This is a genomic window from Bradyrhizobium sp. GCM10028915 (assembly GCF_042666195.1).
In the GTDB taxonomy this organism is placed as follows: Bacteria; Pseudomonadota; Alphaproteobacteria; order Rhizobiales; family Xanthobacteraceae; genus Bradyrhizobium; species Bradyrhizobium canariense_D.
Genome location: NZ_JBHTFN010000008.1, coordinates 178,468 through 200,926, shown reverse-complemented (window position 1 = coordinate 200,926; position 22,459 = coordinate 178,468). Strand labels below are relative to the sequence as shown.

25 protein-coding genes are annotated in these 22,459 nt (G+C 64.3%); 15 read left to right on the top strand and 10 right to left on the bottom strand.

Translation table 11 applies throughout. From position 1 onward, the window contains the following. Positions 1-29 precede the first annotated feature (29 nt). Positions 30-686 carry a carboxymuconolactone decarboxylase family protein gene (locus ACFQX9_RS06885; RefSeq protein WP_085384236.1) on the top strand — a complete coding sequence of 219 codons (657 nt, stop codon included), beginning with the start codon at positions 30-32 and terminating at the stop codon, positions 684-686. A gap of 107 nt (positions 687-793) precedes the next feature. Here ACFQX9_RS06885 and ACFQX9_RS06880 read toward each other — a convergent pair whose 3' ends face one another. The 3 genes from ACFQX9_RS06880 to ACFQX9_RS06870 all read right to left on the bottom strand — a co-directional run bounded on the left by ACFQX9_RS06880 (position 794) and on the right by ACFQX9_RS06870 (position 3,018). After that, a complete protein-coding gene (locus ACFQX9_RS06880) occupies positions 794-1,789 on the bottom strand; it encodes a dienelactone hydrolase family protein (RefSeq protein WP_085384237.1) in 996 nt (331 codons plus the stop codon). A 79-nt stretch (positions 1,790-1,868) separates the two neighbouring features. Beyond that, complete coding sequence (locus ACFQX9_RS06875) at positions 1,869-2,462, bottom strand: hypothetical protein (RefSeq protein ID WP_377787357.1); 594 nt, start codon at positions 2,460-2,462, stop codon at positions 1,869-1,871. 151 nt (positions 2,463-2,613) lie between these two features. After that, positions 2,614-3,018, bottom strand: a complete 405-nt coding sequence (locus ACFQX9_RS06870) for a DUF4260 domain-containing protein (RefSeq protein ID WP_027567473.1) — start codon at positions 3,016-3,018, stop codon at positions 2,614-2,616. Between the two features lie 149 nt (positions 3,019-3,167). Between ACFQX9_RS06870 and ACFQX9_RS06865 the strand changes: the two genes are divergently transcribed. Further along, positions 3,168-4,700 (top strand): acyl-CoA carboxylase subunit beta, encoded by a 1,533-nt coding sequence (locus ACFQX9_RS06865; RefSeq protein ID WP_007603066.1) that lies wholly within the window; start codon positions 3,168-3,170, stop codon positions 4,698-4,700. Positions 4,701-4,820: 120 nt separating this feature from the next. After that, positions 4,821-5,168 carry a hypothetical protein gene (locus ACFQX9_RS06860; protein WP_368507873.1) on the top strand — a complete coding sequence of 116 codons (348 nt, stop codon included), beginning with the start codon at positions 4,821-4,823 and terminating at the stop codon, positions 5,166-5,168. Between the two features lie 21 nt (positions 5,169-5,189). On the opposite strand, the gene ACFQX9_RS06855 is transcribed toward ACFQX9_RS06860, so the two are convergent. Both ACFQX9_RS06855 and ACFQX9_RS06850 read right to left on the bottom strand, forming a co-directional pair. Beyond that, entirely contained in the window at positions 5,190-5,342 is a 153-nt protein-coding gene (locus ACFQX9_RS06855; RefSeq protein WP_377787352.1) for a hypothetical protein, read from the bottom strand. A 96-nt stretch (positions 5,343-5,438) separates the two neighbouring features. Beyond that, on the bottom strand, positions 5,439-6,086 hold the full coding sequence (locus ACFQX9_RS06850; RefSeq protein ID WP_377787349.1) for a glutathione S-transferase family protein: 648 nt from the start codon (positions 6,084-6,086) through the stop codon (positions 5,439-5,441). A 130-nt stretch (positions 6,087-6,216) separates the two neighbouring features. On the opposite strand from ACFQX9_RS06850, the gene ACFQX9_RS06845 reads away from it, so the two are divergent. Beyond that, on the top strand, positions 6,217-6,531 hold the full coding sequence (locus ACFQX9_RS06845; protein ID WP_018456485.1) for a hypothetical protein: 315 nt from the start codon (positions 6,217-6,219) through the stop codon (positions 6,529-6,531). 128 nt (positions 6,532-6,659) lie between these two features. Further along, positions 6,660-6,938 (top strand): twin-arginine translocation signal domain-containing protein, encoded by a 279-nt coding sequence (locus ACFQX9_RS06840; RefSeq protein ID WP_018456486.1) that lies wholly within the window; start codon positions 6,660-6,662, stop codon positions 6,936-6,938. Between the two features lie 147 nt (positions 6,939-7,085). Here the strand turns inward: ACFQX9_RS06840 and ACFQX9_RS06835 are convergent, their stop codons facing one another. The 3 genes from ACFQX9_RS06835 to ACFQX9_RS06825 all read right to left on the bottom strand — a co-directional run bounded on the left by ACFQX9_RS06835 (position 7,086) and on the right by ACFQX9_RS06825 (position 9,443). Beyond that, positions 7,086-7,337 (bottom strand): GCG_CRPN prefix-to-repeats domain-containing protein, encoded by a 252-nt coding sequence (locus ACFQX9_RS06835; RefSeq protein WP_007603074.1) that lies wholly within the window; start codon positions 7,335-7,337, stop codon positions 7,086-7,088. A 203-nt stretch (positions 7,338-7,540) separates the two neighbouring features. After that, positions 7,541-8,548 carry an alpha/beta fold hydrolase gene (locus ACFQX9_RS06830; protein ID WP_368507874.1) on the bottom strand — a complete coding sequence of 336 codons (1,008 nt, stop codon included), beginning with the start codon at positions 8,546-8,548 and terminating at the stop codon, positions 7,541-7,543. A gap of 196 nt (positions 8,549-8,744) precedes the next feature. After that, the gene (locus ACFQX9_RS06825; protein ID WP_018456488.1) at positions 8,745-9,443 is read right to left on the bottom strand and encodes a winged helix-turn-helix domain-containing protein; all 699 of its coding nucleotides are present in this window, start codon (positions 9,441-9,443) and stop codon (positions 8,745-8,747) included. 165 nt (positions 9,444-9,608) lie between these two features. Here ACFQX9_RS06825 and ACFQX9_RS06820 point away from each other — a divergent pair, with 165 nt between their 5' ends. From ACFQX9_RS06820 to ACFQX9_RS06810, 3 genes are read left to right on the top strand one after another with little or no spacing between them, the layout of a single operon-like run. Further along, positions 9,609-9,917 carry an NIPSNAP family protein gene (locus ACFQX9_RS06820; RefSeq protein WP_247455489.1) on the top strand — a complete coding sequence of 103 codons (309 nt, stop codon included), beginning with the start codon at positions 9,609-9,611 and terminating at the stop codon, positions 9,915-9,917. Positions 9,918-9,954: 37 nt separating this feature from the next. Beyond that, the gene (locus tag ACFQX9_RS06815; protein ID WP_377787343.1) at positions 9,955-10,305 is read left to right on the top strand and encodes an antibiotic biosynthesis monooxygenase family protein; all 351 of its coding nucleotides are present in this window, start codon (positions 9,955-9,957) and stop codon (positions 10,303-10,305) included. 51 nt (positions 10,306-10,356) lie between these two features. After that, the gene (locus ACFQX9_RS06810; RefSeq protein ID WP_018456490.1) at positions 10,357-11,166 is read left to right on the top strand and encodes an oxaloacetate decarboxylase; all 810 of its coding nucleotides are present in this window, start codon (positions 10,357-10,359) and stop codon (positions 11,164-11,166) included. Positions 11,167-11,223: 57 nt separating this feature from the next. On the opposite strand, the gene ACFQX9_RS06805 is transcribed toward ACFQX9_RS06810, so the two are convergent. After that, the gene (locus ACFQX9_RS06805; RefSeq protein ID WP_018456491.1) at positions 11,224-11,616 is read right to left on the bottom strand and encodes a hypothetical protein; all 393 of its coding nucleotides are present in this window, start codon (positions 11,614-11,616) and stop codon (positions 11,224-11,226) included. A 164-nt stretch (positions 11,617-11,780) separates the two neighbouring features. Here ACFQX9_RS06805 and ACFQX9_RS06800 point away from each other — a divergent pair, with 164 nt between their 5' ends. Next, positions 11,781-12,434: a trimeric intracellular cation channel family protein gene (locus ACFQX9_RS06800; RefSeq protein ID WP_085351305.1), complete on the top strand. Its 654-nt coding sequence runs from the start codon at positions 11,781-11,783 to the stop codon at positions 12,432-12,434. Position 12,435: 1 nt separating this feature from the next. Here the strand turns inward: ACFQX9_RS06800 and ACFQX9_RS06795 are convergent, their stop codons facing one another. After that, positions 12,436-13,662 carry a cytochrome c gene (locus ACFQX9_RS06795; protein WP_018456493.1) on the bottom strand — a complete coding sequence of 409 codons (1,227 nt, stop codon included), beginning with the start codon at positions 13,660-13,662 and terminating at the stop codon, positions 12,436-12,438. Between the two features lie 280 nt (positions 13,663-13,942). Here ACFQX9_RS06795 and ACFQX9_RS06790 point away from each other — a divergent pair, with 280 nt between their 5' ends. The 6 genes from ACFQX9_RS06790 (at position 13,943) to ACFQX9_RS06765 (ending at position 22,459) form a co-directional block, all read left to right on the top strand. Beyond that, on the top strand, positions 13,943-17,434 hold the full coding sequence (locus ACFQX9_RS06790; RefSeq protein ID WP_085360841.1) for an indolepyruvate ferredoxin oxidoreductase family protein: 3,492 nt from the start codon (positions 13,943-13,945) through the stop codon (positions 17,432-17,434). Between the two features lie 398 nt (positions 17,435-17,832). Next, a complete protein-coding gene (locus tag ACFQX9_RS06785) occupies positions 17,833-18,990 on the top strand; it encodes a thiolase domain-containing protein (protein WP_007611536.1) in 1,158 nt (385 codons plus the stop codon). Then, on the top strand, positions 18,990-19,379 hold the full coding sequence (locus tag ACFQX9_RS06780) for a Zn-ribbon domain-containing OB-fold protein (protein ID WP_018456495.1): 390 nt from the start codon (positions 18,990-18,992) through the stop codon (positions 19,377-19,379). The genes ACFQX9_RS06785 and ACFQX9_RS06780 overlap by 1 nt, the downstream gene beginning before the upstream one ends. 208 nt (positions 19,380-19,587) lie before the next feature. Then, on the top strand, positions 19,588-20,448 hold the full coding sequence (locus tag ACFQX9_RS06775; RefSeq protein ID WP_377787336.1) for a MaoC/PaaZ C-terminal domain-containing protein: 861 nt from the start codon (positions 19,588-19,590) through the stop codon (positions 20,446-20,448). Between the two features lie 150 nt (positions 20,449-20,598). After that, positions 20,599-21,477: an SDR family oxidoreductase gene (locus ACFQX9_RS06770; RefSeq protein ID WP_018455294.1), complete on the top strand. Its 879-nt coding sequence runs from the start codon at positions 20,599-20,601 to the stop codon at positions 21,475-21,477. A 28-nt stretch (positions 21,478-21,505) separates the two neighbouring features. After that, positions 21,506-22,459: a dihydrodipicolinate synthase family protein gene (locus tag ACFQX9_RS06765; protein WP_377787332.1), complete on the top strand. Its 954-nt coding sequence runs from the start codon at positions 21,506-21,508 to the stop codon at positions 22,457-22,459.

The window sequence follows — 22,459 nt, the reverse complement described above, 5'->3', positions numbered from 1 at the left end:
CCCGGGTCAAGAAAAACCGGGAGGAGAACATGAACTCAACGCCACTCTGGCTGCCGTCGCTCACGCTTGCCGCCGCAGGCGGCTGGCTCGCCGCCACGATGTTTGCCGGTCCCGCCACCAGCAGGGAGCCGCGCTTTCCTCAGCTCACCATGGACCAGCTCGACGCCAAGCAGAAGCCCCTCGGCGAGCAGATCATGAAGGTCTCGAGCGTCGGCATCGGCGGTCCCTACAATCCGATGATCCGCAGCCCGGTGCTCGGCCAGCGCCTGTTCGACCTATTCCACTATCTGCGCTGGGAGACCTCGGTCCCGACAAAACTCAACGAGTTCGCGATCCTGATCATCGGGCGGCAATGGCGCTCGCAGGTGGAGTGGTACGCCCATGCGCCGCTCGCGGCGAAAGCGGGCCTGTCGCCCGACATCGTCGCGGAGCTGAAGGCCAATAAGCGGCCTGCGAACATGGCCGAGGACGAGGCCGTCGTCTACGACTTCGTCACCGAGCTCACCGCGACGAAGAAGGTCGGCGACGAAACCTTCGCGCGCGCGAAGAAGGTCTTCAACGACCAGCAGATCGTCGACCTCACCGCGGTCGCCGGCAATTACGTGATGGTCGCGATGTTGCTCGCAATGGCCGAAGAGACCGTGCCGCCGGACAAGCAGGAGCCGTTCAAGCCGGGCGAGCCGTAGCCTTCGTCATTGCGAGGAGCGAAGCGACGAAGCAATCCAGACTGCCTCGGCGGAAAGATTCTGGATTGCTTCGCTGCGCTCGCAATGACGGAACATGTCGCGCTGGCCTAACCCAGCTTGAACAGCGCCTGCAAAAACTCCTCAACGGCCTTGCGCGACTCGGCGGCAGTCGTTGGATTGCCGCCGACATGCGGATTGAGCTCGACGCAAGCGTCCTGGTAGGTGAACGGCGCTTTCGTATCGGCGTTCATCAGCACGCCGCCGTCGCCTTCGCGGATCTGGCAGTTGCGCACGGTCTGCGCACCCGTGGACACGGCAACCGTATTGACGCCGAGCAGCCCACTGTCAAAACCATGCGCGCTGTCGGGGTATTCGGTCAGCACCACGTCGCGGCCGGCCGTCTTGAGCCGCTCGATGAAAGCCTTGCAGCTCTTGACGGGATTGTAGTCGTCGGGCGTGCCGTGGAAGATGCGGATCGGGCGCGCGGCGATGTCCGTGTCGTTCTGATAGGTCGTCGAACAGTCGGGGTAGAAGGGAATGTAGGCGGCGAACTGGATGCCGGACTTGTTCCAGAGCTTGTGGAAGCGCTCGAGGCTCGCATAAAGCGTCGCCTGTCCGCCGCGTGAAAAGCCCATCAGCACGATGCGATCCGGATCGACGCGGGGATGCTTTGCAAGGATCTCCAACGAGCGGTAGATGTCGATGACGAGGTTGAGCCGACCGAGCAGGGCCTGGTTCGGCCCCACCACCGTCAGCCCGCGGCCGGTAAAGCCGTCGATCACGAAAGTCGAGATGCCCATGGCGTTGAACGCGTGCACCCAGGCTTCGGTCGTTGCGCCGACGCCGCTCGAGCCGTGCATCAGCACCACGACGGGGAGTTTTCCGCTGCCTTGCGCCACGCGCAGCTCGCCGGCGACCGTCACCGGCTTGCCGGCCGCGGCGTCGCCGCTGAGGAATTGCTGGTCGGAGAGGGTGAGCGAGGGGATCGGGTAGATCTCGGCGCGGGTGGCGACTTCCCGGGGAAGCGATTGTGCGTTGGCGCCCATGCCGACGAACAGCGTTGAAATGCAGAGCGCCATGGCGACGCGGAATGCCGTCGGCATCGGATCCTCCCCCGTGATTTTCAGTGAGTAGAACAACAGGCCCGCGCGCTGTCAAATTGACGCAAGCCGGCGGTTCGCCTCAGGCGGTGTCAGGCTTCTTCACCGTCAGCGCCTGGTCGATCGCAAAACCGCCAATCTCGCTCATCGCCTGCGAGATCACGTCGCCCTTGCGGGCAAAGCCGGCAGAGAGGACATCGAACTGGGTGCGCGCCAGCCGCAGCACCTCGATTGGCACGGAGATGGCGGTCTCGTTGAAGCTGTCGACCGAGGCGTGCAGCGTCTCCAGCTCGCTTGTGAGCTTGCCGATATGGCTCTCGGCGTGCTGCATCAGGCCGAGCAGGTTGCCACGCTCGGCATCGAATGCCGCGCGCTCGGCCGCCGCGGCCGCGGTGACTTCGGCAAGCTGGCTGCGCAGCCCGTCGATTTGCTTGACCATGGCGTCGCACGCCATCTCACCGGCCTCGCGCAGCTCGCTGTTGCGCGTGTTCTCTTCGTGCTCCCGGTGATAGAGGCGTTCCGCCGACATCGCCCGTTGCGTCAGCGACTCGATCAGCGCGGCCGCGCGTAGCAGCATCTCGCCGTTCCGCCCCGACACCATGCTGGCCATGCGCCGCAGGAAGTCGGTGGTTTCGGACGATGGGTTCGGCGGCAGTGGAACGACCGTCGCGGACATGAGGTGATGCTTGCAGCCGGAAATGATGACCGCCGCCGTACCGACTGAGCTCACGCAACATTCGGCGCCTGATCGTAAACGTGAGCAAGCCTGAATCGGCAGGTCCGGTCAACCGGGCCGGGCCGCCATATTTACGGGCAGCGCGCTGCGGTCAGGTATCCTTCTGCCGGCCGATCCGGCCGAGATGGGTGAAGCCGAACCCGGCCGAATATTTCAGGCCATAGCCCAGCGCCCGGTCGATGCCGATATGGGCGAGCCAGATCAAGGCGATGGACAGGGTGAGCGGCGAGGCGAGGCCGAAGCCGAGCGTCAGCAGCGCGACCGGCGCCATGTAGCTGTGGGCGGCGTTGTAGACCATCGCGCCGAGTTTGGCGTCCGACAGGTATGCCAGGAAGCTGAGATCGGGGACGAAGAACAGCAGTGCGAACACCAGCCATGAGCCGTCCCAGGCCCAGTAGAGCATCACCATCCCCACAAACAGGGTCAGGCCCTCCAGCCGCAGCAGGATGTTGACGCCGCCCGTCGCCGCGCCGGTCTCGGCCGCTCCTTCGGTCATGCTCGTCTCCCAGGCAAAACTTTGAAATTCCTTGCGCTTTCCCGCTGCGGCAAGGCAGCCCTGCGGGACCGAAAGCCGCTTCCCGGCCCGCAAAATGCCGTGTTAGAACCCCCGGCAATCGCATTTAGGCTAAGAACTGGCGGGAGCAAATGAAGAATATCCTGGACGCCCTTGAAGACCGTCGCGCCGGCGCAAAGCTCGGCGGCGGCGAGAAGCGCATCGAGGCGCAGCACGCCCGCGGCAAGCTGACCGCACGTGAGCGCATCGAGCTCTTGCTCGACAAGGGATCGTTCGAGGAATTCGACATGTTCGTCGAGCACCGCTCCACCGAGTTCGGCATGGAGAAGAACAAGGTGCCCGGCGACGGCGTCGTCACCGGCTGGGGCACCGTCAACGGCCGCAAGACGTTTGTCTTCGCCAAGGATTTCACGGTGTTCGGCGGCTCGCTGTCGGAAACGCACGCGCTGAAAATCACAAAGCTCCAGGACATGGCGATGAAGGCGCGTGCGCCCATCATCGGCCTGTATGACGCTGGCGGCGCCCGCATCCAGGAGGGCGTCGCAGCCCTGGCCGGCTATTCCTACGTGTTCCGCCGCAACGTGCTCGCCTCCGGCGTGATCCCGCAGATCTCCGTCATCATGGGTCCCTGCGCTGGCGGCGACGTCTATTCGCCCGCGATGACCGACTTCATCTTCATGGTGAAGAACACCAGCTACATGTTCGTCACCGGCCCCGACGTGGTGAAGACCGTCACCAACGAGGTCGTCACGGCGGAAGAGCTCGGCGGTGCCTCGGTGCACGCCACGCGCTCCTCGATCGCCGACGGCGCCTTCGAGAACGACGTCGAGACGCTCTTGCAGATGCGGCGCCTGATCGACTTCCTGCCGTCCAACAACACCGACGGCGTGCCGGAATGGCCGAGCTTCGACGACATCGGCCGCGTCGACATGTCGCTCGATACGCTGATCCCCGACAATCCGAACAAGCCCTACGACATGAAGGAGCTGATCCTGAAGGTCGTGGACGAGGGCGACTTCTTCGAGATCGCGGACGCTTTTGCCAAGAACATCGTCACCGGCTTCGGCCGCATCGCGGGCCGCACGGTGGGCTTCGTCGCCAACCAGCCCATGGTGCTGGCCGGCGTGCTCGACTCCGACGCTTCGCGCAAGGCGGCGCGCTTCGTGCGTTTCTGCGATGCCTTCAACATCCCGATCGTCACCTTCGTCGACGTGCCGGGCTTCCTGCCGGGCACCGCGCAGGAATATGGCGGCCTGATCAAGCACGGCGCGAAACTGCTGTTCGCCTATTCGCAGTGCACCGTGCCGCTGGTCACCATCATCACCCGCAAGGCCTATGGCGGCGCCTTCGACGTCATGGCTTCCAAGGAGATCGGCGCCGACATGAACTATGCCTGGCCGACCGCCCAGATCGCGGTGATGGGCGCCAAGGGCGCGGTCGAGATCATCTTCCGCGCCGACATCGGCGACCCCGACAAGATCGCCGCGCGTACCAAGGAATACGAAGACCGTTTCCTCTCCCCCTTCATCGCCGCCGAGCGCGGCTACATCGACGACGTCATCATGCCGCACTCGACCCGCAAGCGGATCGCGCGGGCGCTGTCGATGCTGAAGGACAAGAAAGTGGAAACGCCGGCGAAGAAGCACGACAATTTGCCGTTGTGACGCCTCGTAGCCCGGATGAGTGAAGCGACATCCGGGTTCTTCGTCAAGCTTCCCGCATGTCGCTTTGCTCATGCGGGCTACCGATTCTGTTTCTGAGTTGGCATCCTCGATCCAAATCCAATGACCGAAGACGATCCGACCGACGAGATTTCAGACATCGAAGCGCGGATCGAGGCTTTGGCCGAGATCGCCGAACGATGTCGGAAGTACATCCTGGCATCCAAGATCGCCGTCGGCGGCGGCGCTGCGCTGTTGCTGATCACGATCCTCGGCTTGCTCGGAATGGGCCAGACCGCCGCGCTCGGATCGATCGCTCTGGTGCTCGGCGGGATCGTCTCGCTCGGTTCGAACGTCAGCACGCTGCGGCAGACGGAGAGCGCGATCGGGGATGCGGAGGCGCTTCGGTCTCAACTGATCAGCCGCATTGACCTTCGCGTGGTCGCCGATGCGCCGATGAAGCTGGTGTGACGCGGCGCTCGCAGGCCAATGTCACGCCGCAGCCCTGCGCGACAGCACCTGCAGCTCCTCGCGGCATTCGGCTGCGAACGCCTGAAGCTGCTCCGCGGTTTGCCGGTCGAGGATCGCCTTTGCCAGTCTTTCAGCGCGGGCAAGCTGGTCTCTGAGACATGCGATGCGGGCCATGTGTCACCTTCCGCAGGGATGATTTGATGGCCGTGACCCTACGGCCATCGCCGGATTCATTATGTGAGGCACGTCACATCTGACGCGGGCGCCGCGTCAGCGGGTCGCGTCCGCCGCAGCGAAATGCGCCATCTGGTCGGCGTGGGCTTTGGCGAAGGCCGGGCGGGCGGTGGCGCGCGCGACGTAGGCGCCGCAGGCGGGACTGTCCGCGAGCCCTTCGAACTGATCGACGATGCGCAGCACGTCTGACATCAGGATGTCGGCGACGGAGAACGTGCCTGCCAGCCATTCGCGGCTGGCCAGCACCGCCTCCATGTGCTTGAGGCGGAGCTTGAGGAAGTCGTCGACGAATTTCCACGCGGCCGTATCGCTCGGATGACCCATGAACTTCGACATCGTCCAGGGCAGGCTCGCCATCTCCACCGAATTGAGCGCGGCGAACAGCCATTCCGTGGCTTCGTTGCGGCCGCGCGGATCTGATGGCATCAGCTTCGCGCTGAGGCCGCCGAGATGCAGCAGGATCGCGCCGCTCTCGAAGATCGAGAGATCGCCGTCGGTCAGCCACGGCACCTGCCCGAACGGCTGGTGCGCAAGATGCTCGGCGCCGCGCCCGTCGAACGGCGCGCTCGCGACGCGATAGGGCAATGCGGCCTCTTCGAGCGCCCAGCGCACCCGAAGGTCGCGCACGAAACCGCGCGCGGGCGGGGGAACCCAGTCGAAGGTGGTGAGCGTGAGGTCGGGCATGTGGTGTCTCCGTCTGCTGTTCAGGCATAGGACGGGTGAGAGATGCGCGTTCCGACACCGGTGCCGTCCTTTTTTTGTCGTCGCCGACGTCATCGGCTAGTCTCACCCCAAACAACAGGAGGAAAATCCGATGCCGTCAGCCTTCTTCGTCGTCCGCGCCGTCGTCACCGATGCCGGCAAGCGCGCCGCCTTCGACAGGTGGTACGAGACCGAACATCTGCCCGACGCGATGAAGGCCTTCGGCGTGAGCAAGGCCTGGCGGTTCTGGAGCCTCGACGATCCCTCACTGCATCAGGCGATGTATCAGTTCGCGAGCGAGGCTGCGCTGCACGCCATGCTGAAGGGCGAAGCGCTGACGCAACTGGTGGCCGATTTCAACCGCGATTGGCCCGACGTGACGCGCACGCGCGAGTTGCTGGTGCTGGCGCAGGAGTTTGGCAAGTAGCGCCCGGCGGCGGGCTGTCACCGTCGGAGTCGCAGCGAAGCTGAACGCGCGATTCAGCTTCGGTTCATGTCGTCACCACGACACTCGCCTCTGCATCACTGGCACGACCATCCAAGAGGAAAGAAGTCATGGAGCGCCGGAACTTTTTAAAATTTGCAATCGGTGTCGCGGCCGGAGCTGCCGCGTTCACGACCGCCGCAAAGGCTGCGCCGCTGGCGCCGCAGCCGCTCGGTGACCCCCGCATGCCGCAAGGCAATCCCGACGCTCATCCCGCAGTCACCAGCAGCGAAGAAGCCGCGCAGTTGAAGCCGGAGCAGGTGCACTGGCACGGCCGCCATCGCCATTGGGGTTGGCGCCGCCGTCACTGGGGCTGGCATCGCCGGCGATGGCACCGCCGCCATTGGTAAGCTTCGCGCACCAGGCTTGAACGGGGACCGCGATCGGCGGTCCCCGTTCTGATTCGAAACATCCCGGTGCGACGTCAGGCGCTCAAAAAGAAAATGGCCGCGCAGGCTTTCGCCGCGCGGCCATTTCGCAATGCGAAAAAAACGAGATCAGAACGGGCGGCAGCGGCCGGCGTACCAGCGGAAGCCGTAGGGGCACACGCGGGCGCGCGGCACGACCACGACAGGGGCTGGCGCAACCACGATCGGACCCGGGCGGACAACGACCGGACCGCGCATCGGGCGGCAGCCGCCATAGGCGCCGCGATACCAGCCGGGGCCGCAACCGCCGGCGGCGCTGGCCGCCTCGCTGAAACCAACGACCGCGCTGGCGAGCATCACGGCGGCAAACAGGTATTTCATTTGATCTTCCTTCTCGTCCTTGGGTGTAGGTTTTGGGGGCAGGTAGGAGGGCTTGGCGCTTTTCGGCGCACCATGAATCAAAAGACACGATTCGACACGTTAAAATCGCAACATGCCGACACGACGCCAGCCAAATCTGCCAATCATGACCTGAATGCGGCATGAACATTCCCAGCACGCGGATCCGGACGGCAGCAATGACGCTAGCGGCCGAGAAAGCCCAGGACTAGCTCCCTGTACTTCTCAGGCGCCTCGAGGAAGACGAGATGGCCGGTGTCCGGGATCACCTCGGCCCGCGCATTCGGCATCTTCGCCGCGAGTGCCTTCGCCAGCTCGGCGTTCTCTCCCATTTTCGCGCGCAGCGCCTCCGGTGCGCTCAGTCGGCCCGGCGCGTTGTGGTCGTCGGCGCCCATGATGAATAGCGTCGGCTCGGTGATCAGTGCGATCTCGTGCGCCACCGGCTCACGATAGATCATCTGGCCGGAACTGACGAAGGCACGCAGCCAGCGCGGATAATCCGGGCTGCCCTTGATGTTGAAGCGGGCGTCGATGAACGGCGTGATCGCGTCCGGCGGCAGCTTGATCGCATAATTGGTCTGAAGCTGCTTGCGATAGCCATCGGCCGTGAGCTTGTCCTCGGTCTCGATGATCTTCTCGGTCGGCGTCGGCGGTACATAGAGGCGGTAATCTTCCAGCCCGATCGGGGCCGTCAGAACAAGGTGGGCGACGCGGTCGGGAAAGGCGCGGGCGATGCGGACGCCCAGCATGCCGCCGAGCGAATGGGCGACGATCTCGGCCTTGTCGATCTTCAGATAATCGAGCAGCGCGATGGTGTTGCGCGCCAGATTGTCGAAATGCAATTCGCCGATCGGCTTGGAAGATTTGCCGAAGCCGATCTGGTCCGGCACCACGACGCGGAAGCCGGCCTCGCTCAGCATCTTGATAACAGGTGCCCAGTAGCTCGACGGGAAGTTGCGCCCGTGCAGCAGCACGACGGTGCGGCCGTTCGGCTGCGCAGGCGGCACGTCCATGTAGGCCATGCTGAACTGCTCGCCGTCATTGGTCAGAGGCAGCAGGTGTACGGGATAGGGATAGGCAAAGCCTTCGAGCGCGATGCCGTAGGGTTCGCGCGGGGCGGTGTCGGCGGCGTGGGATGTAAGAGGAGCGGCGAGAAGAGCCGTGCAAAGCACGGCCGGGAGGAGGCGGATCATTGAAGGCTCTGAGTCATGTTGGCGCTAGGAGACACATTCTCCGTCATGCCGGGCTTGGCCCGCCTGCGCGGCCGAAGCCGCTTCGGCGAGGCGAAGGCCCGGGCATCCACGTGGTGCCACGCAAACTGCACTAAAGACGTGGATGGCCGGGTCAAGCCCGGCCATGACGACGAGAGACGCTTACACGCGCTTGTGTTCAGTCCTTCGCAGTCCCGAACAACGCGGCAAACTGCTTCTCGCCGGTGCGCGTAAAATTCACCACGCGGCTGCCGGGCGTGGCGTCGCGGGCAGCCCATTTCAGCTCGGCGAAACGCTGCATCATGGCGGCGCCCAGCGTGCCCGCGAGATGGTGACGCCGCTCGCTCCAGTCGAGGCAGGCCTTGCAGACCGGCCGGCGGGGATGGGCGAGCATGTCGGGCGAGATCTGCAAATGCTTCGCCAGGAAGCGCTCGCCCTCGGCCGTCAGCTCGATCTCCTGCTTCTTCTGCCTGACCAGGTTTTGCGCGCGGAGGGTGTCGAGCATCTGCACGCCGAGATCGCCGGCGAGATGGTCGTAGCAGATCCGGGCACGCCGCAGCGCCGGATCCTTCGGCCCGGTGCGCACGCGCATATGGCCGGTCCGCGCGGCGAGGCCCGCAAGCCCCTCCAGCACCCCGGCGACATCGTCGTCGGTGAGGCGGTAGTAGCGGTGGCGGCCCTGCTTCTCCGGCTCGATCAGGCCACCGGCCTCGAGCTTGGAAAGATGCGAGCTCGCGGTCTGCGGCGTGATGCCGGCCTCCTGCGCCAGCTCGCTCGCGGTGAGCGCGCGGCCGTTCATCAGTGCCGTGAGCATGTTGGCGCGTGCGGGATCGCCGACGAGCGAAGCGATCATGGCGATGTCAGGACCGGATTTCATGCTTCGATGGTAGCCGAAGCATTGCGGTCGGGCAAGCGCGTAGCCTGGCTTTGCTCGTCATTGCGAGGCGCGAAGCGACGACGCAATCCAGGCTGCCTCCGCAGAGGGATTCCTGGATTGCTTCGCTGCGCTCGCAATGACGGTGTGGAACCAGAGGAGCCCATCATGTCCGTCACCGTCTTCATCCGCTACCAGCTCGATCCCTTCAAGCGCGTGCAGTTCGAGGAGTATTCGAAGCGCTGGCTCACCATCATCCCGAAATGCGGCGGCGATCTGATCGGCTATTTCATGCCGCACGAGGGCACCAACAATATCGCGTTCGCGCTGATCACCTTCGAGAGTCTGGCTGCGTATGAGGCCTATCGCGCCCGGCTGCGTCAGGATACGGAAGGCATGGCCAACTTCCACTTCGCCGAGGAGCACAAATTCATCCTCGCGGAAGAGCGCACGTTTCTGCGCCAAGTGGTTTTGTAAGTGCTATCGTAGGCCATCAACGACAGGAGAGACGCCCATGATCGCCGTGATCTTCGAGGTCTGGCCGAAGCCGGAACACCGCCAGGATTATTTCGACCTCGCGGCCGACCTCAAGCCGATCCTGCAAACCATCGACGGCTTCATCTCGGTCGAGCGTTTCGAAAGCCTGACCGAGAAGGGCAAGATCTTATCGGTGTCGTTCTGGCGGGACGAGGCGGCCGTGCAAGCCTGGCGCAACACGATGGAGCATCGCCGCACCCAGGCCAAGGGCCGCGCGAAAATCTTCGTCGATTATCACTTGCGTATCGCCAGCGTCATCCGTGACTACAGCATGAATGATCGCGAGCAGGCGCCGAAGGACAGCCGCGCGGTGCACGACGCGCACTAGCGCTCGTGGCGGCACGTCCCCATCTCTGCGCGGCCAACAAGGGAGAGAAACATGCACGTGACAACTGCTGACAAGCGCGCGGCCTTCAGGAAGCTGCACGAGAGCGGCTGCTTCATCCTGCCCAATCCGGTCGACGTCGGCAGCGCGAAAGCGTTGCAGCATCTCGGTTTCAAGGCACTCGCGTCGTCGAGTGCGGGCTTTGCCTGGACCATCGGCAAAGCCGACAACCACGTCACCGTCGAGGACGTCTGTCAGCATCTGGCGGCATTGAGCACGTCGGTCGACATCCCCGTGAACGCTGATTTCGAGGGCGGCTTTGCGGTCGAGCCGGACAAGGTCGCGGAGAATGTCGAGCGCTGTGTGCGCACCGGCGTTGCCGGCCTGTCGATCGAGGATTCCACCGGCGACAAGGACAAGCCGATCTACGAGCGCGCGCTCGCAGTCGAGCGCATCAAGGCATCGCGCAAGGCGATCGGCGATAGCGGCGTGCTGCTGGTCGGCCGCTGCGAGGCCTATCTGTGGGGCGTGACCGACCTCAAGTTGGTCATCGACCGGCTGACGGCCTACGCAGATGCTGGCGCCGATTGCCTTTACGCGCCGGGCCTGAAGAGCCGCGAGGACATCGCCGCGGTGGTGAAGGCTGTCGCACCCAAACCGTTCAACCTGTTGATCGGCGTCTCCGGGCTGTCATTGCAGGAAGCTGCCGATCTTGGCGTGCGCCGGATCAGCGTCGGCGGTTCACTCGCTCGCGCCGCCTGGGGCGGCTTCATGCGGGCCGCGAAGGAAATGGCGGAGAAGGGGACCTTCGCGGAGCTGGCGAGCGGCTATCCCGGCGGCGAGCTCAACAAGATGTTCAGCTAAGACAAACGAAAGCGGCGGGATCTGAATCCCGCCGCTGTTGCATATTGTTGCAATTCGTTACTTCGCGCCGTCAGCGGGTGCCGGCGTATCCGGGGCCGCCTTGCTCGGCGCGGCGCCCGTGGTCACGCCCGGCCCGGTATTGGTGCGCGGCGTCACGTCGCGCATGCCGGGAGGTGCGGCCGGATTGGTAGCCGGTGCCTGCTGCGCTGTCTGCGTCGCCGGCGTGGTGCTGGCCTGGTTGCTGGTGCCGGTGTTGTTCAGGCCGTAGAATACGGCACCCAGCACCAAGGCGATTGCCACTGCGAACAGGGCTACTTTGCCGCTGGAGGCGGGGCCTTCGCCAAGCTCCGGGTCGACCTGAAGCTGGGCATCCCGTCGCGCCGCATTGCGATACTCATCATCGGCGAGATTCGGGCGGTACGGATCGTTGATAAAACGGTCGTCAGCCATCGATTGGTTCTCCTCGATTATTGCGGCGGGACAACCCGTGGATGCGAGATTCTGTTCCGCCCTCCTTAATGCTTTCGTCGCATGTTGCGCCCGCGGCGGGAATCGGGAACCTGTTCGCTGGGGAACCTGACGCGTAAGCTCCGCTGACGGAAGGGAACAAAGCGATGTGGAGCTTGCCGCCGAGCGATTATAGCGTGCTGCATCTGTTGTCGCTGGTTGCGGTCGCGGCGCAAGGCATGACCGCCGCGCTCGCTGCCGGCCGCCGCAGCATGGATTGGCTCGGCGTCTGCTTCCTCGGCTGCATCACGGCGCTCGGCGGCGGCACCTTGCGCGATCTCTTCCTGGGGCATTATCCGTTGGCCTGGGTGCAGAACCCCATCTACCTCGCACTGGCCGGAGGCGCCGCCTTCCTCACCATCCTGATGGCGCGCCTGGTGCACCGGCTGAAACTGGCCTTCATCGTGCTCGATGCCATCGGCCTCGTCGTCTTCACCATGACCGGCTGCGACATCGCCTGGCAGATGGATGCCACGCTGCCGATCGTCATCGTCTCCGGCATGGTGACCGGTTGCGCCGGCGGCGTGTTGCGCGACGTGCTCTGCAACGACGTGCCGCTGCTGTTCCGCTCCGAGCTCTACGCCAGCGTCTCGGTGGTGACGGGATTGTTCTATGCCACCGCGTTCGGTCTTAAGCTGAACGCCGAGCTCTGGACCATTTTGACATTCGTCCTCGGCATCAGCTTCCGCCTGCTGGCGGTGCGCTACAAATGGGAGATGCCGAAATTCGTCTTCACGGAAGAGGAGGAGCGGGAGCCTTGAGCTACGGCTCCTGCTTCCGCGCCCTCGCCACCTGCGCCGGCGTCACCAGCGGCGCGGCGTTGCCCCAGGAATTGCGGATGTAGTTCGTCACCGCCGCGATCTCTGCGTCGGACAGCTGGTTGGAATAGGCCGGCATCTCCCCGGTGTTGGGCGCGCGCGGGGTCGTCACGGTGTGGGCGCCGTCGAGGATGATGCGCAAGGTCGAGGACGGATTGACCGATTGCAGCAGCGCGTTGGCGGGCAGCGGCGGATAGATGCGCGGTGCGCCGGATCCGTCGGCCTCGTGGCAGGCGATGCAGAACTTGGCGTAGATGGCCTGGCCGGCCTTCATCTCGGCATCGTCAGGCGGCGTCACGATCGTCTCACGCCGTGCCGGCGGCAGGTTCTTCAGGTAAACCGCGATCGCGCGCACGTCGGCATCGCTCATCTTCGAAGTCGAATTGACGACCACCTCCGCCATCAGCCCGCTGGCATGGCTCCTGGCGTTGCGCCCGCTCTGAAGATATTCCGTGATGTCTTCGACACTCCACGATTTCAGCCCGGTGCGGGCGGCGCCATCGAGCCGTGGCGCGTACCAGCCGCCCACCTCGTTGCCCGCGAGGGCCTGCGCCTGCTTGTCCGCGCCAAAATAGTTCTTCGGCGTATGGCAGGCGCCGCAATGACCGAGCCCGGTGACGAGATAGCCGCCCCGATTCCACGCCGCGCTCTGGCTCTGGTCCGGTTCGAACAGGCCGGGTTTGAAATAGACCATGTTCCAGATCCGCATCAGGCCGCGATAGCCAAACGGCCAGCGTAGTTCCGGCGGCTTGTTGCGGCTGGTGACGGCCGCGAGCGTTCCGAGATAGGCCCGGATCGCCAGCGTGTCGTCCTTCGTCATCCGCGTGAAATAGGGGTAGGGGAACGCCGGGTAATAGTTGGAGCCGTCTGGGGCGACACCGGTGCGCACGGCGCGAGTGAAATCGGTGTCGGTCCAGGCGCCGATGCCGGTGTCGCGGTCCGGCGTCAGGTTCGGGGCATAGATCGCGCCGAATGGTGTGTCGATGCGCTTTCCGCCCGCGAACGGTTTGGCGGGATCGGCGGTGTGGCAGCCGGCACAGTCGCCGGCCTCCACCAGCGACTTGCCGTAGGCGATCAGCTCCGGTGACGGCTCGGCGGCGCCGGCCGCGCTCGCAACCGCACTGCACAACGCCAGGCCCACGAGAGCCAGGCCAGTGAGAATCGTCCGCATCGAAAGCCTCTCCTGCGACCCATCGACGCCGTCCCGGATGACGGGGCGTCAATTCGTTGCGCGACGGCGGGGGTATGGTGACACAAAATGAAAATCGCGGATGCCAATGCAGCCACGAAATTGCGATTTTTACCCGGCGCTCCCTTTGGTCCAGAATTGTGATGCGGAGCGTGAAATATCCGACATAGAGTGGCGGAAATGGTCGGCGCGCCCTAGCTAAAAACAACGGGCAGGCAACGGCTTAAGCAGCCAAGCGCTCAAAAGGGCGGAAGAGGACATAATGGGCATCAACCAGGGTCCGATCAGTCTCGATCAGAAATACACCCAGGACACCGGACATATTTTCACGACGGGCATTCAGGCCCTGGTCCGGCTGCCGATGGCCCAGATCCGGCGCGACCGTGCCGCGGGATTGAACACCGCCGGCTTCATCTCCGGCTATCGCGGCTCGCCGCTCGGCGGCTATGACCAGCAGCTCTTCGCCGCGCGCAAGCATCTCGAGCAGTACAACATCAAGTTCCAGCCCGGCGTGAACGAGGATCTGGCCGCGACCGCGGTCTGGGGCTCGCAGCAGCTCAACCTCTCGCCGGGCGCCAAGTATGACGGCGTGGTCGGCATCTGGTACGGCAAGGGCCCCGGCGTCGATCGCTGCGGCGACGTCTTCCGCCACGGCAATGCCGCGGGCTCCGCCAAGAACGGCGGCGTCTTGTGTCTCGCCGGCGACGACCACGGCGCAAAATCCTCGACGGTCCCGCATCAATCCGACCACGCCTTCATGTCGGCGCTGATGCCCTATCTCTACCCGTCGAGCGTACACGAGATGATCGAGATGGGTCTTCTGGGTATCGCGATGTCGCGCTACTCGGGCTGCTGGGTCGGCATGAAGGTGATCACGGAGACGGTGGAGACCACCGCCGAGATCGACCTCACCGACGAGATGACGCCGTTCGTGATCCCGACCGATTTCGAGATGCCCGAAGGCGGCCTCAATCTGCGCTGGCCCGACGACCGCTTCGCCCAGGACCGCCGCCTGCAGGACTACAAGGGCTTTGCCGCGATCGCCTTTGCACGCGCCAACAAGGTCAATCGCGTCACCATGGACTCGCCCAACGCCCGCTACGGCATCATGGCGTCCGGCAAGAGCTACGAGGATATCCGTCAGGCGCTGCGCGAGCTCGGGATCACGCCCGAGGTCGCCGCCAAGATCGGACTTCGATTGTACAAGATCGGCATGCCGTGGCCTCTGGAGCCGGAAGGCGTCAGGCAATTCGCTGTAGGACTCGAGGAAATCTTCATCATCGAAGAGCGCCGGGAGATCGTCGAGAACCAAGTGAAGCAGGAGCTGTTCAACTGGCGCGACGATGTCCGTCCCCGCATTATCGGCAAGATGGACGATCACGACAAGCGCTTCCTTCCCTTTGCCGAAGAACTCAGCGTCGCCTCGCTGGCGAGCTCGCTGACCGAGCGGCTGCTTCGACTTGATCTCAATCCCGAAATTGCAACGATGCTGCGCGCCAAGGCCGATTGGTTCAACGGCCGCCAGGCGTCGCAAATGCAGGCGACCGCGCCTGTCGCCCGCACCCCGTATTTCTGCTCCGGCTGCCCGCACAACACCTCGACCAAGGTGCCCGAAGGCAGTCGCGCCTTTGCCGGCATCGGGTGCCACTTCATGGCACTGTGGATGGATCGCTCCACCGAGACCTTCACCCACATGGGCGGCGAGGGTGTGCCGTGGGTCGGCGTTGCCCCCTTCACAAAGGAAGAGCACGTCTTCGCCAATCTCGGCGACGGCACGTATTTCCACTCCGGCAGCCTCGCGATCCGCCAGGCGATCGCCTCCGGCGCCAACATCACCTATAAGATCCTCTACAACGACGCGACCGCGATGACCGGCGGCCAGCATGTCGACGGGGAATTGTCGCCGCAGCAGATCACCTTCCAGCTACACAGCGAAGGCATCCGCGAGATCTATCTGGTCTCAGAAAATCCCGACGCCTATCCGGCGAACGAGATCGCGCCCGGCGTCAAGACCGCGCATCGTGACGAACTCGACGCGGTCCAGAAGACCCTGCGGAAGGTCAAGGGCGCGTCCGCGATCGTGTTCGTGCAGACTTGCGCCGCCGAGAAGCGGCGCCGCCGCAAGCGCGGCACGATGGAGGATCCGGCGCGCCGTGTGCTGATCAATCCTGCAGTGTGTGAAGGCTGCGGCGATTGCTCGGTGCAATCGAACTGCATTTCGGTCGAGCCGCTCGAGACCGAGTTCGGCCGCAAGCGCGCCATCAACCAGTCGACCTGCAACAAGGATTATTCCTGCGTCAAAGGCTTTTGCCCGTCCTTCGTCACCGTCGATGGCGGCAAGATGCGCAAGCGCGCGCCGGCGGGCGTCGGCGATATCGGCGATCTGCCTGAGCCGGCATCGCGCCCCAACCTGGACAAGCCCTACAACATCGCTGTCGGCGGCGTGGGCGGGACCGGCGTGCTGACGATCGGCGCGCTGCTCGGCATGGCCGCCCATATCGAGGGCAAGGCCTCGATGATCCTCGACATGTCGGGCCTGGCGCAGAAGGGCGGGGCGGTGCTGAGCCACGTCCGCCTGTCCGATCATCCGGCCGAGGTGACCTGCTCGCGCATCGTCACCGGTACGGCCGATGTGGTGCTCGCAGCCGATGAGGTGGTCGCGGTTGCCAAGGACACCATCTCGCTCTGCGACAGCAGCCGCACCCGCGGCATCATCAACAGCCACGTCATTCCCACCGCCGACTTCGTCCTCAACCGCGATTTCAACTTCCAGACCCGCAAGCTGAACGGGTTGCTGGAAACCGCGCTGCACAAGGACTCGGTATTCTTCGACTTCACCAAGCCGGCCGAACAGCTGCTCGGCGACAGCATCGCCACCAACATGATGATGATGGGCTACGCCTATCAGAAGGGCCTCTTGCCGTTGTCAGCGGAGTCGATCGAGCAGGCGATCGAGGTCAACGGCGTCTCGATCAAGATGAACAAGGAAGCCTTCCGCCTCGGCCGCCTCGCGGTCGCCGATCCCGCACGGCTTGCCGGCATGCTGAAGGGAACGGATGAGGTCGTTGCGCCCAAGTCCCTGGACGCAATGACGCTCGACGAGGTCATCGAGCATCGCACCAGGCATCTCACGGCGTACCAGAACGGCCGCCTCGCGAAACGCTACCGCAAGCTGGTCGATCAGGTCAGCGACGTCGCCAGGCAGGGCGGCTATGACGAGGCGCTGACCCGCGCCGTTGCGGTCAACTACGCCAAGCTGCTGGCCTACAAGGACGAATACGAGGTCGCGCGCCTCTACACCGATGGCGCCTTCGAAAAGCAGCTCCGCGACCAGTTCGAAGGCGACTTCAAGTTCAACTTCAACCTGGCCCCGCCCATTCTGAGCAGGGGCGTCGATGCGCTCGGCCGCCCGAAGAAGCGCGCCTTCGGCCCGTGGATGCTTCCGGTGTTCCGCGTGCTGGCAAAATTCAAGTTCCTGCGCGGCACGCCGCTCGACATCTTCGGTCGCAGTGCCGACCGCAAGCTCGAGCGCGATCTGATCGCCGGCTACGAGAAGGACGTCGCCACCGTGCTCGGCCTGCTGTCGCCGCTCACGATCGACACCGCGGTGGAGCTGCTGTCGTTGCCCGACCGCATCCGCGGCTACGGCCCGGTGAAGGAGAAGGCAGTCGCGGACGCCAAGGCCCGCTACGCCCAGCTCGCCGCCGACCTCGCGAACCCGCCGCCGGCGCCGAGGCAGATCGCGGCGGAGTAGAATTTTCGTGGGGTGGACTCGCTAATCCACCCTGCAAATTCCTGTTTGAAATCAACCACCGTTCTACTGTGCATGGGGTTGTTTTCGCGAAAAAACGTTTTTCGATAAAACGAAATCACTTGTACCGTCGGGCAAAACAGCTTTAGGGTTCTTCCCGTCGTTCCCATCATTGCGAGCGCAGCGAAGCAATTCCAGAGTGCGTCCGCGGAAAGATTCCTGGATTGTGCGCTCGCAACGACGACTGCGGCAGCAGGGCCTTCCACCGCACCTCGGATGATGCGGCGGCCATTTGCGCCAGCCCGCTGCCCTCTCGCCCGACGGAATATTTCCGCGCTTGCCAACAGGGCGGCAGCGGTTCAGAAAAAACCGGAAGTGAGACACGCCAGCGGAGACCTTATTTGACCATCAAGGGCAAGGCCTACATTGCCGGGATCTACGAACACCCGACCCGGCACGCGCCGGACAAATCCACCGCGCAGCTCCATGCCGAGGTCGCCAAGGGTGCGATCGAGGATGCCGGGCTCAGCAAGGACGATGTCGACGGCTATTTCTGCGCGGGCGACGCCCCGGGCGGCGCCTGGCCGATGGTCGATTATCTCGGTCTCAACACCAAGAAACTCCGCCATGTCGATTCCACCGAGACCGGCGGCTGTTCTTACATCATCCATCTCGGCCATGCCGCCGAAGCCATCGCCGCGGGCAAGTGCTCAATCGCGCTGATCACGCTGGCCGGCAAGCCGCGCACCGGGGCGATGCCGCCGCGCGCGGCCGGCGCTGAGGCCGATTTCGAGACGGCTTATGGCGCGACCACGCACAATGCCTATGGCATGTGTGCCATGCGCCACATGCACGACTATGGCACCACCAGCGAGCAGCTCGCCTGGATCAAGGTCGCGGCCTCGCACCATGCGCAATACAATCCGCATGCGATGCTCAAGGACGTCGTGACCGTCGAGGACGTCCTGAACTCGCCGATGATCTCTGATCCCTTACATCGCATGGATTGCTGCGTGGTCTCCGACGGCGGCGGCGCGCTGATCGTGACCACGCCTGAAATCGCCAAGAGCCTGAAGAAGCCTTTGGTCAGGCTGATCGGACATGGCGAGGCGATGAAGGGCCCGCGCGGCGGCAAGGATCTCGACCTCACATACTCCGCCGGCATCTGGTCCGGCCCGCGTGCCTTCGAGGAAGCCGGCATCACGCCGAAGGACATCAAATACGCCTCGATCTACGACAGCTTCACCATCACCGTCCTGATGCAGCTCGAAGACCTCGGCTTCTGCAAGAAAGGTGAGGGCGGCAAGTTCGTCGCCGACGGCAATCTGATCTCGGGCGTCGGCAAGCTGCCGTTCAACACCGATGGCGGTGGCCTCTGCAGCAACCATCCCGTCAATCGCGGCGGCATGACCAAGATCCTCGAGGCCGTGCGGCAACTGCGCGGCGAGGCGCATCCGAAGGTGCAGGTCAAGAATTGCGATCTCGCCATCGCCCACGGCACCGGCGGACTTTTGGGTGTTCGCCACGCCGCCTCGACGGCCATTCTGGAGCGCGTGTGATGAGCGAAGCCAAGAAATATCCGGCCCCGGTGACGAACCCTGAGACAGCCGCGTTCTGGGATGCGGCCAAAGAGGGCAGGTTCATGATCAAGCGCTGCACCGCGTGCGGCGAGGCGCACTATTTCCCGCGTGCGATCTGCCCGTTCTGCTACTCCGACAAGACGGTGTGGGAGCAGTCTTCGGGCGAGGGTACGATCTACACCTACAGCTTGATGCGGAAGTCGCCGACCGGCCCTTACGCGATCGGCTACGTCACGCTGAAGGAAGGCCCATCGCTCCAGACCAATTTCGTCGATTGCGATCTGACGACGTTGAAGATCGGCCAGAAGGTGAAGGTGGTGTTCAAGCCGACCGACGGCGCGCCGCTGCCGTTTTTTACGCCGGCGTAGTCGCTTTCTTCCCTTCTCCCCTTGCGGGAGAAGGTGGCGCGAAGCGCCGGATGAGGGGTCTCTCTCCACCGAGAGATTGTTCGATGCGGAGCGAACCCCTCACCCAAACGAGTTTGTTGCGAGCACCTTGGAGCCCTCTCCCGCAAGGGGAGAGGGCGCATCAATGGGCGCCGCCATTCGCTGAAACTGCCGGGAGGAAACAACAAAAATGTCCGCCAGATACGACGAACTCAAAGGCCTCAAAAACCTCGGCCAGAAATATGCCTACACCGACCGCGAAGTGATGCTCTATGCCTACGGCATTGGGCTTGGCGCCGATCCGATGGACGAGAACGAGCTCGCCTTCGTCAACGAGGGCACGCTGACGCCGCGACCGCTCAAGGTGGTGCCGACTTTTGCATCCGTCGCCGCGTGGGGCGCGGGGCCTGGCGAGATGAACCTCAACCGCGTGATGGTGGTGGACGGCGAGCGCGACATCACCTTCCACCAGCCACTGCCGGTCGCCGCGCACATCACCGCCGATTCCTCCGTGGTCGAAGTCTACGACAAGGGCAAGGACAAGGGCGTGGTCATCAGCCATCAGACCGTGCTCAAGAACGAGAAGGGCGAGAAGCTGGCAACTCTGGTCGCCTCCCGCTTCGCCCGCGGCGACGGCGGCTTTGGCGGGCCGAACCTGACCCAGCCGGATCCGCACAAGAGCCCGTCCCGCGCACCCGACACGACCATCGACATCGTGACGCGTCCCGACCAGGCGCTGGTCTATCGTCTCTGCGGCGATCGCAACCCGCTGCACTCCGACCCTGAGTTCGCGAAGAAGGCCGGCTTCCCACGTCCGATCCTGCACGGCATGTGCACGTACGGCATCACCTGCCGCGGCGTGCTCCAGACCTATGCCGATTACGACGCTTCCGCCTTCCGCCAGCACCTCGCGCGGTTCTCCTCGCCGGTCTATCCCGGCGAGACCGTGACCATGGACCTCTGGAAGGACGGCAGCGTGATCTCGTTCGAAGCCAAGGTAAAGTCGCGCGGCGTCACTGTGATCAAGAACGGCAAGACGGTGCTGGGGTGATGATGCCGCTCGACGCGCTCTGAGTTATTTTGTCATGCCCGGGCTTGTCCCGGGCATCCACGTTCTTCGCGCGGTTGGCGATCAAGTTCGTGGATGGCCGGGACAAGCCCGGCCATGACGGAGCAAAAGAACAAAACAGGGAGAGCCACCATGGGACTACTCGACGGCAAGGTTGCGCTGATCACCGGCGCGGGCGGGGGGCTCGGTGAGGCCTACGCAAAGCTGTTCGCGCGGGAAGGGGCCTCCGTCGTCGTCAACGACCTCGGTGGGCCCCGTGACGGCTCCGGCGCCGACACATCGATGGCGCAGCTCGTGGTGGATGCGATCAAGGCCGAAGGCGGCAAGGCGGTCGCCAACGGCGCCGACATCTCCACCATGGAAGGCGGCCAGTCGGTGTTCGACGACGCCATCAAGCATTTCGGCCGCGCCGACATCCTCGTCAACAATGCCGGCATTCTGCGCGACCAGACCTTCGCCAAGGCGTCTGAGTCCGACTGGGACAAGGTCATCAAGGTGCATCTGAAGGGCACCTTTTGTTGCACCATGCCGGTATTTCGCTGGATGCGGGAAAACGGCGGCGGCGTCATCGTCAACACCTCGTCGACCTCGGGCCTGATCGGCAATTTCGGCCAGAGCAATTACGGCGCGGCCAAGGGCGGCATCTGGGGCCTGTCCAACGTGCTGGCAATCGAGGGCCGCAAATACAACATCCGGATCTGGACGCTTGCGCCGGGCGCGCTGACCCGCATGACCGCAGACCTGCCCCGCTATAAGGAGAACCCCGGCGCGGCGCTGGGTCCGGACGGCATCGCGCCGGCCGTGCTATACATGGTCAGCGACTTGTCCGGTGACCAGACCGGCAAGGTGCTGGGCGTGTCCGGGCCCCGCGGCGTGCGCGAAATGCGGATGATGGAAATGGACGGCTGGAAGCCGCCGCACACGGGCTGGAAGGCCCAGGACATCGCCGATCATGCCAAGGAGATCTTCTTCTCCGAAGAGCAGATCAAGATGGGGGCGCGGCGGTTTTAGCCATCGACAGAGAGAAACAAGGACAACGATGAAACTTACCGCCGACGCCAAGGGCACCTTCGCAATCGCGCCGACGCCGTTCCACGATGACGGCCGGATCGACGAGCGCTCGATCGACCGCCTGACCGATTTCTACGAGGAGGTCGGCTGCGACGGCGTCACTGTGCTGGGCATCCTCGGTGAGGCCCCGAAGCTCGATTCCGCCGAGGCCGAACAGGTGGCGGTACGCTTCGTCAAGCGCGCCAAGAAGATGCAGGTGATCGTCGGCGTCTCCGCGCCGGGCTTTGCCACCATGCGCTCGCTGGCGAAGGCCTCGATGGATGCGGGCGCGGCCGGCGTCATGATCGCGCCGCCGCCGTCGTTGCGGACCGACGACCAGATCGTCGGCTATTACAAGCAGGCGGCCGAGGCCATCGGCCCCGACGTGCCCTGGGTGCTCCAGGACTATCCGCTGACCTTGTCGGTGGTGTTCACCCCGGCCGTGATCCGCAAGATCGTCACCGACAATCCGAACTGCGTGATGCTCAAGCACGAGGACTGGCCGGGGCTGGAAAAGATCTCGACGCTGCGCAATTTCCAGAAGGACGGCTCGCTGCGGCCGCTTTCGATCCTCTGCGGCAATGGCGGGCTCTTTCTGGACTTCGAGATGGAGCGCGGCGCCGACGGCGCCATGACCGGCTATGCCTTCCCCGAACTCCTGATCGACGTCGTGCGGCTTTCGAAGGAAGGCAAGCGCGACGCCGCCCATGATCTGTTCGACGCGCATCTGCCGCTGATCCGCTACGAGCAGCAGCCCGGCGCGGGCCTTGCCGTGCGCAAATACGTGCTGCAGAAGCGCGGCATCATTGCCTCCAGCGCCCAGCGCAAGCCCGGCGCCACCATCACCCCGATGGCGAAGGCGGAGGTCGATTACCTGCTGTCGCGCGTCGCCCGCGTCGACAAGCGCGCCAATCTCGGCCCGCAATCCAGCGCCGCAGGTTAG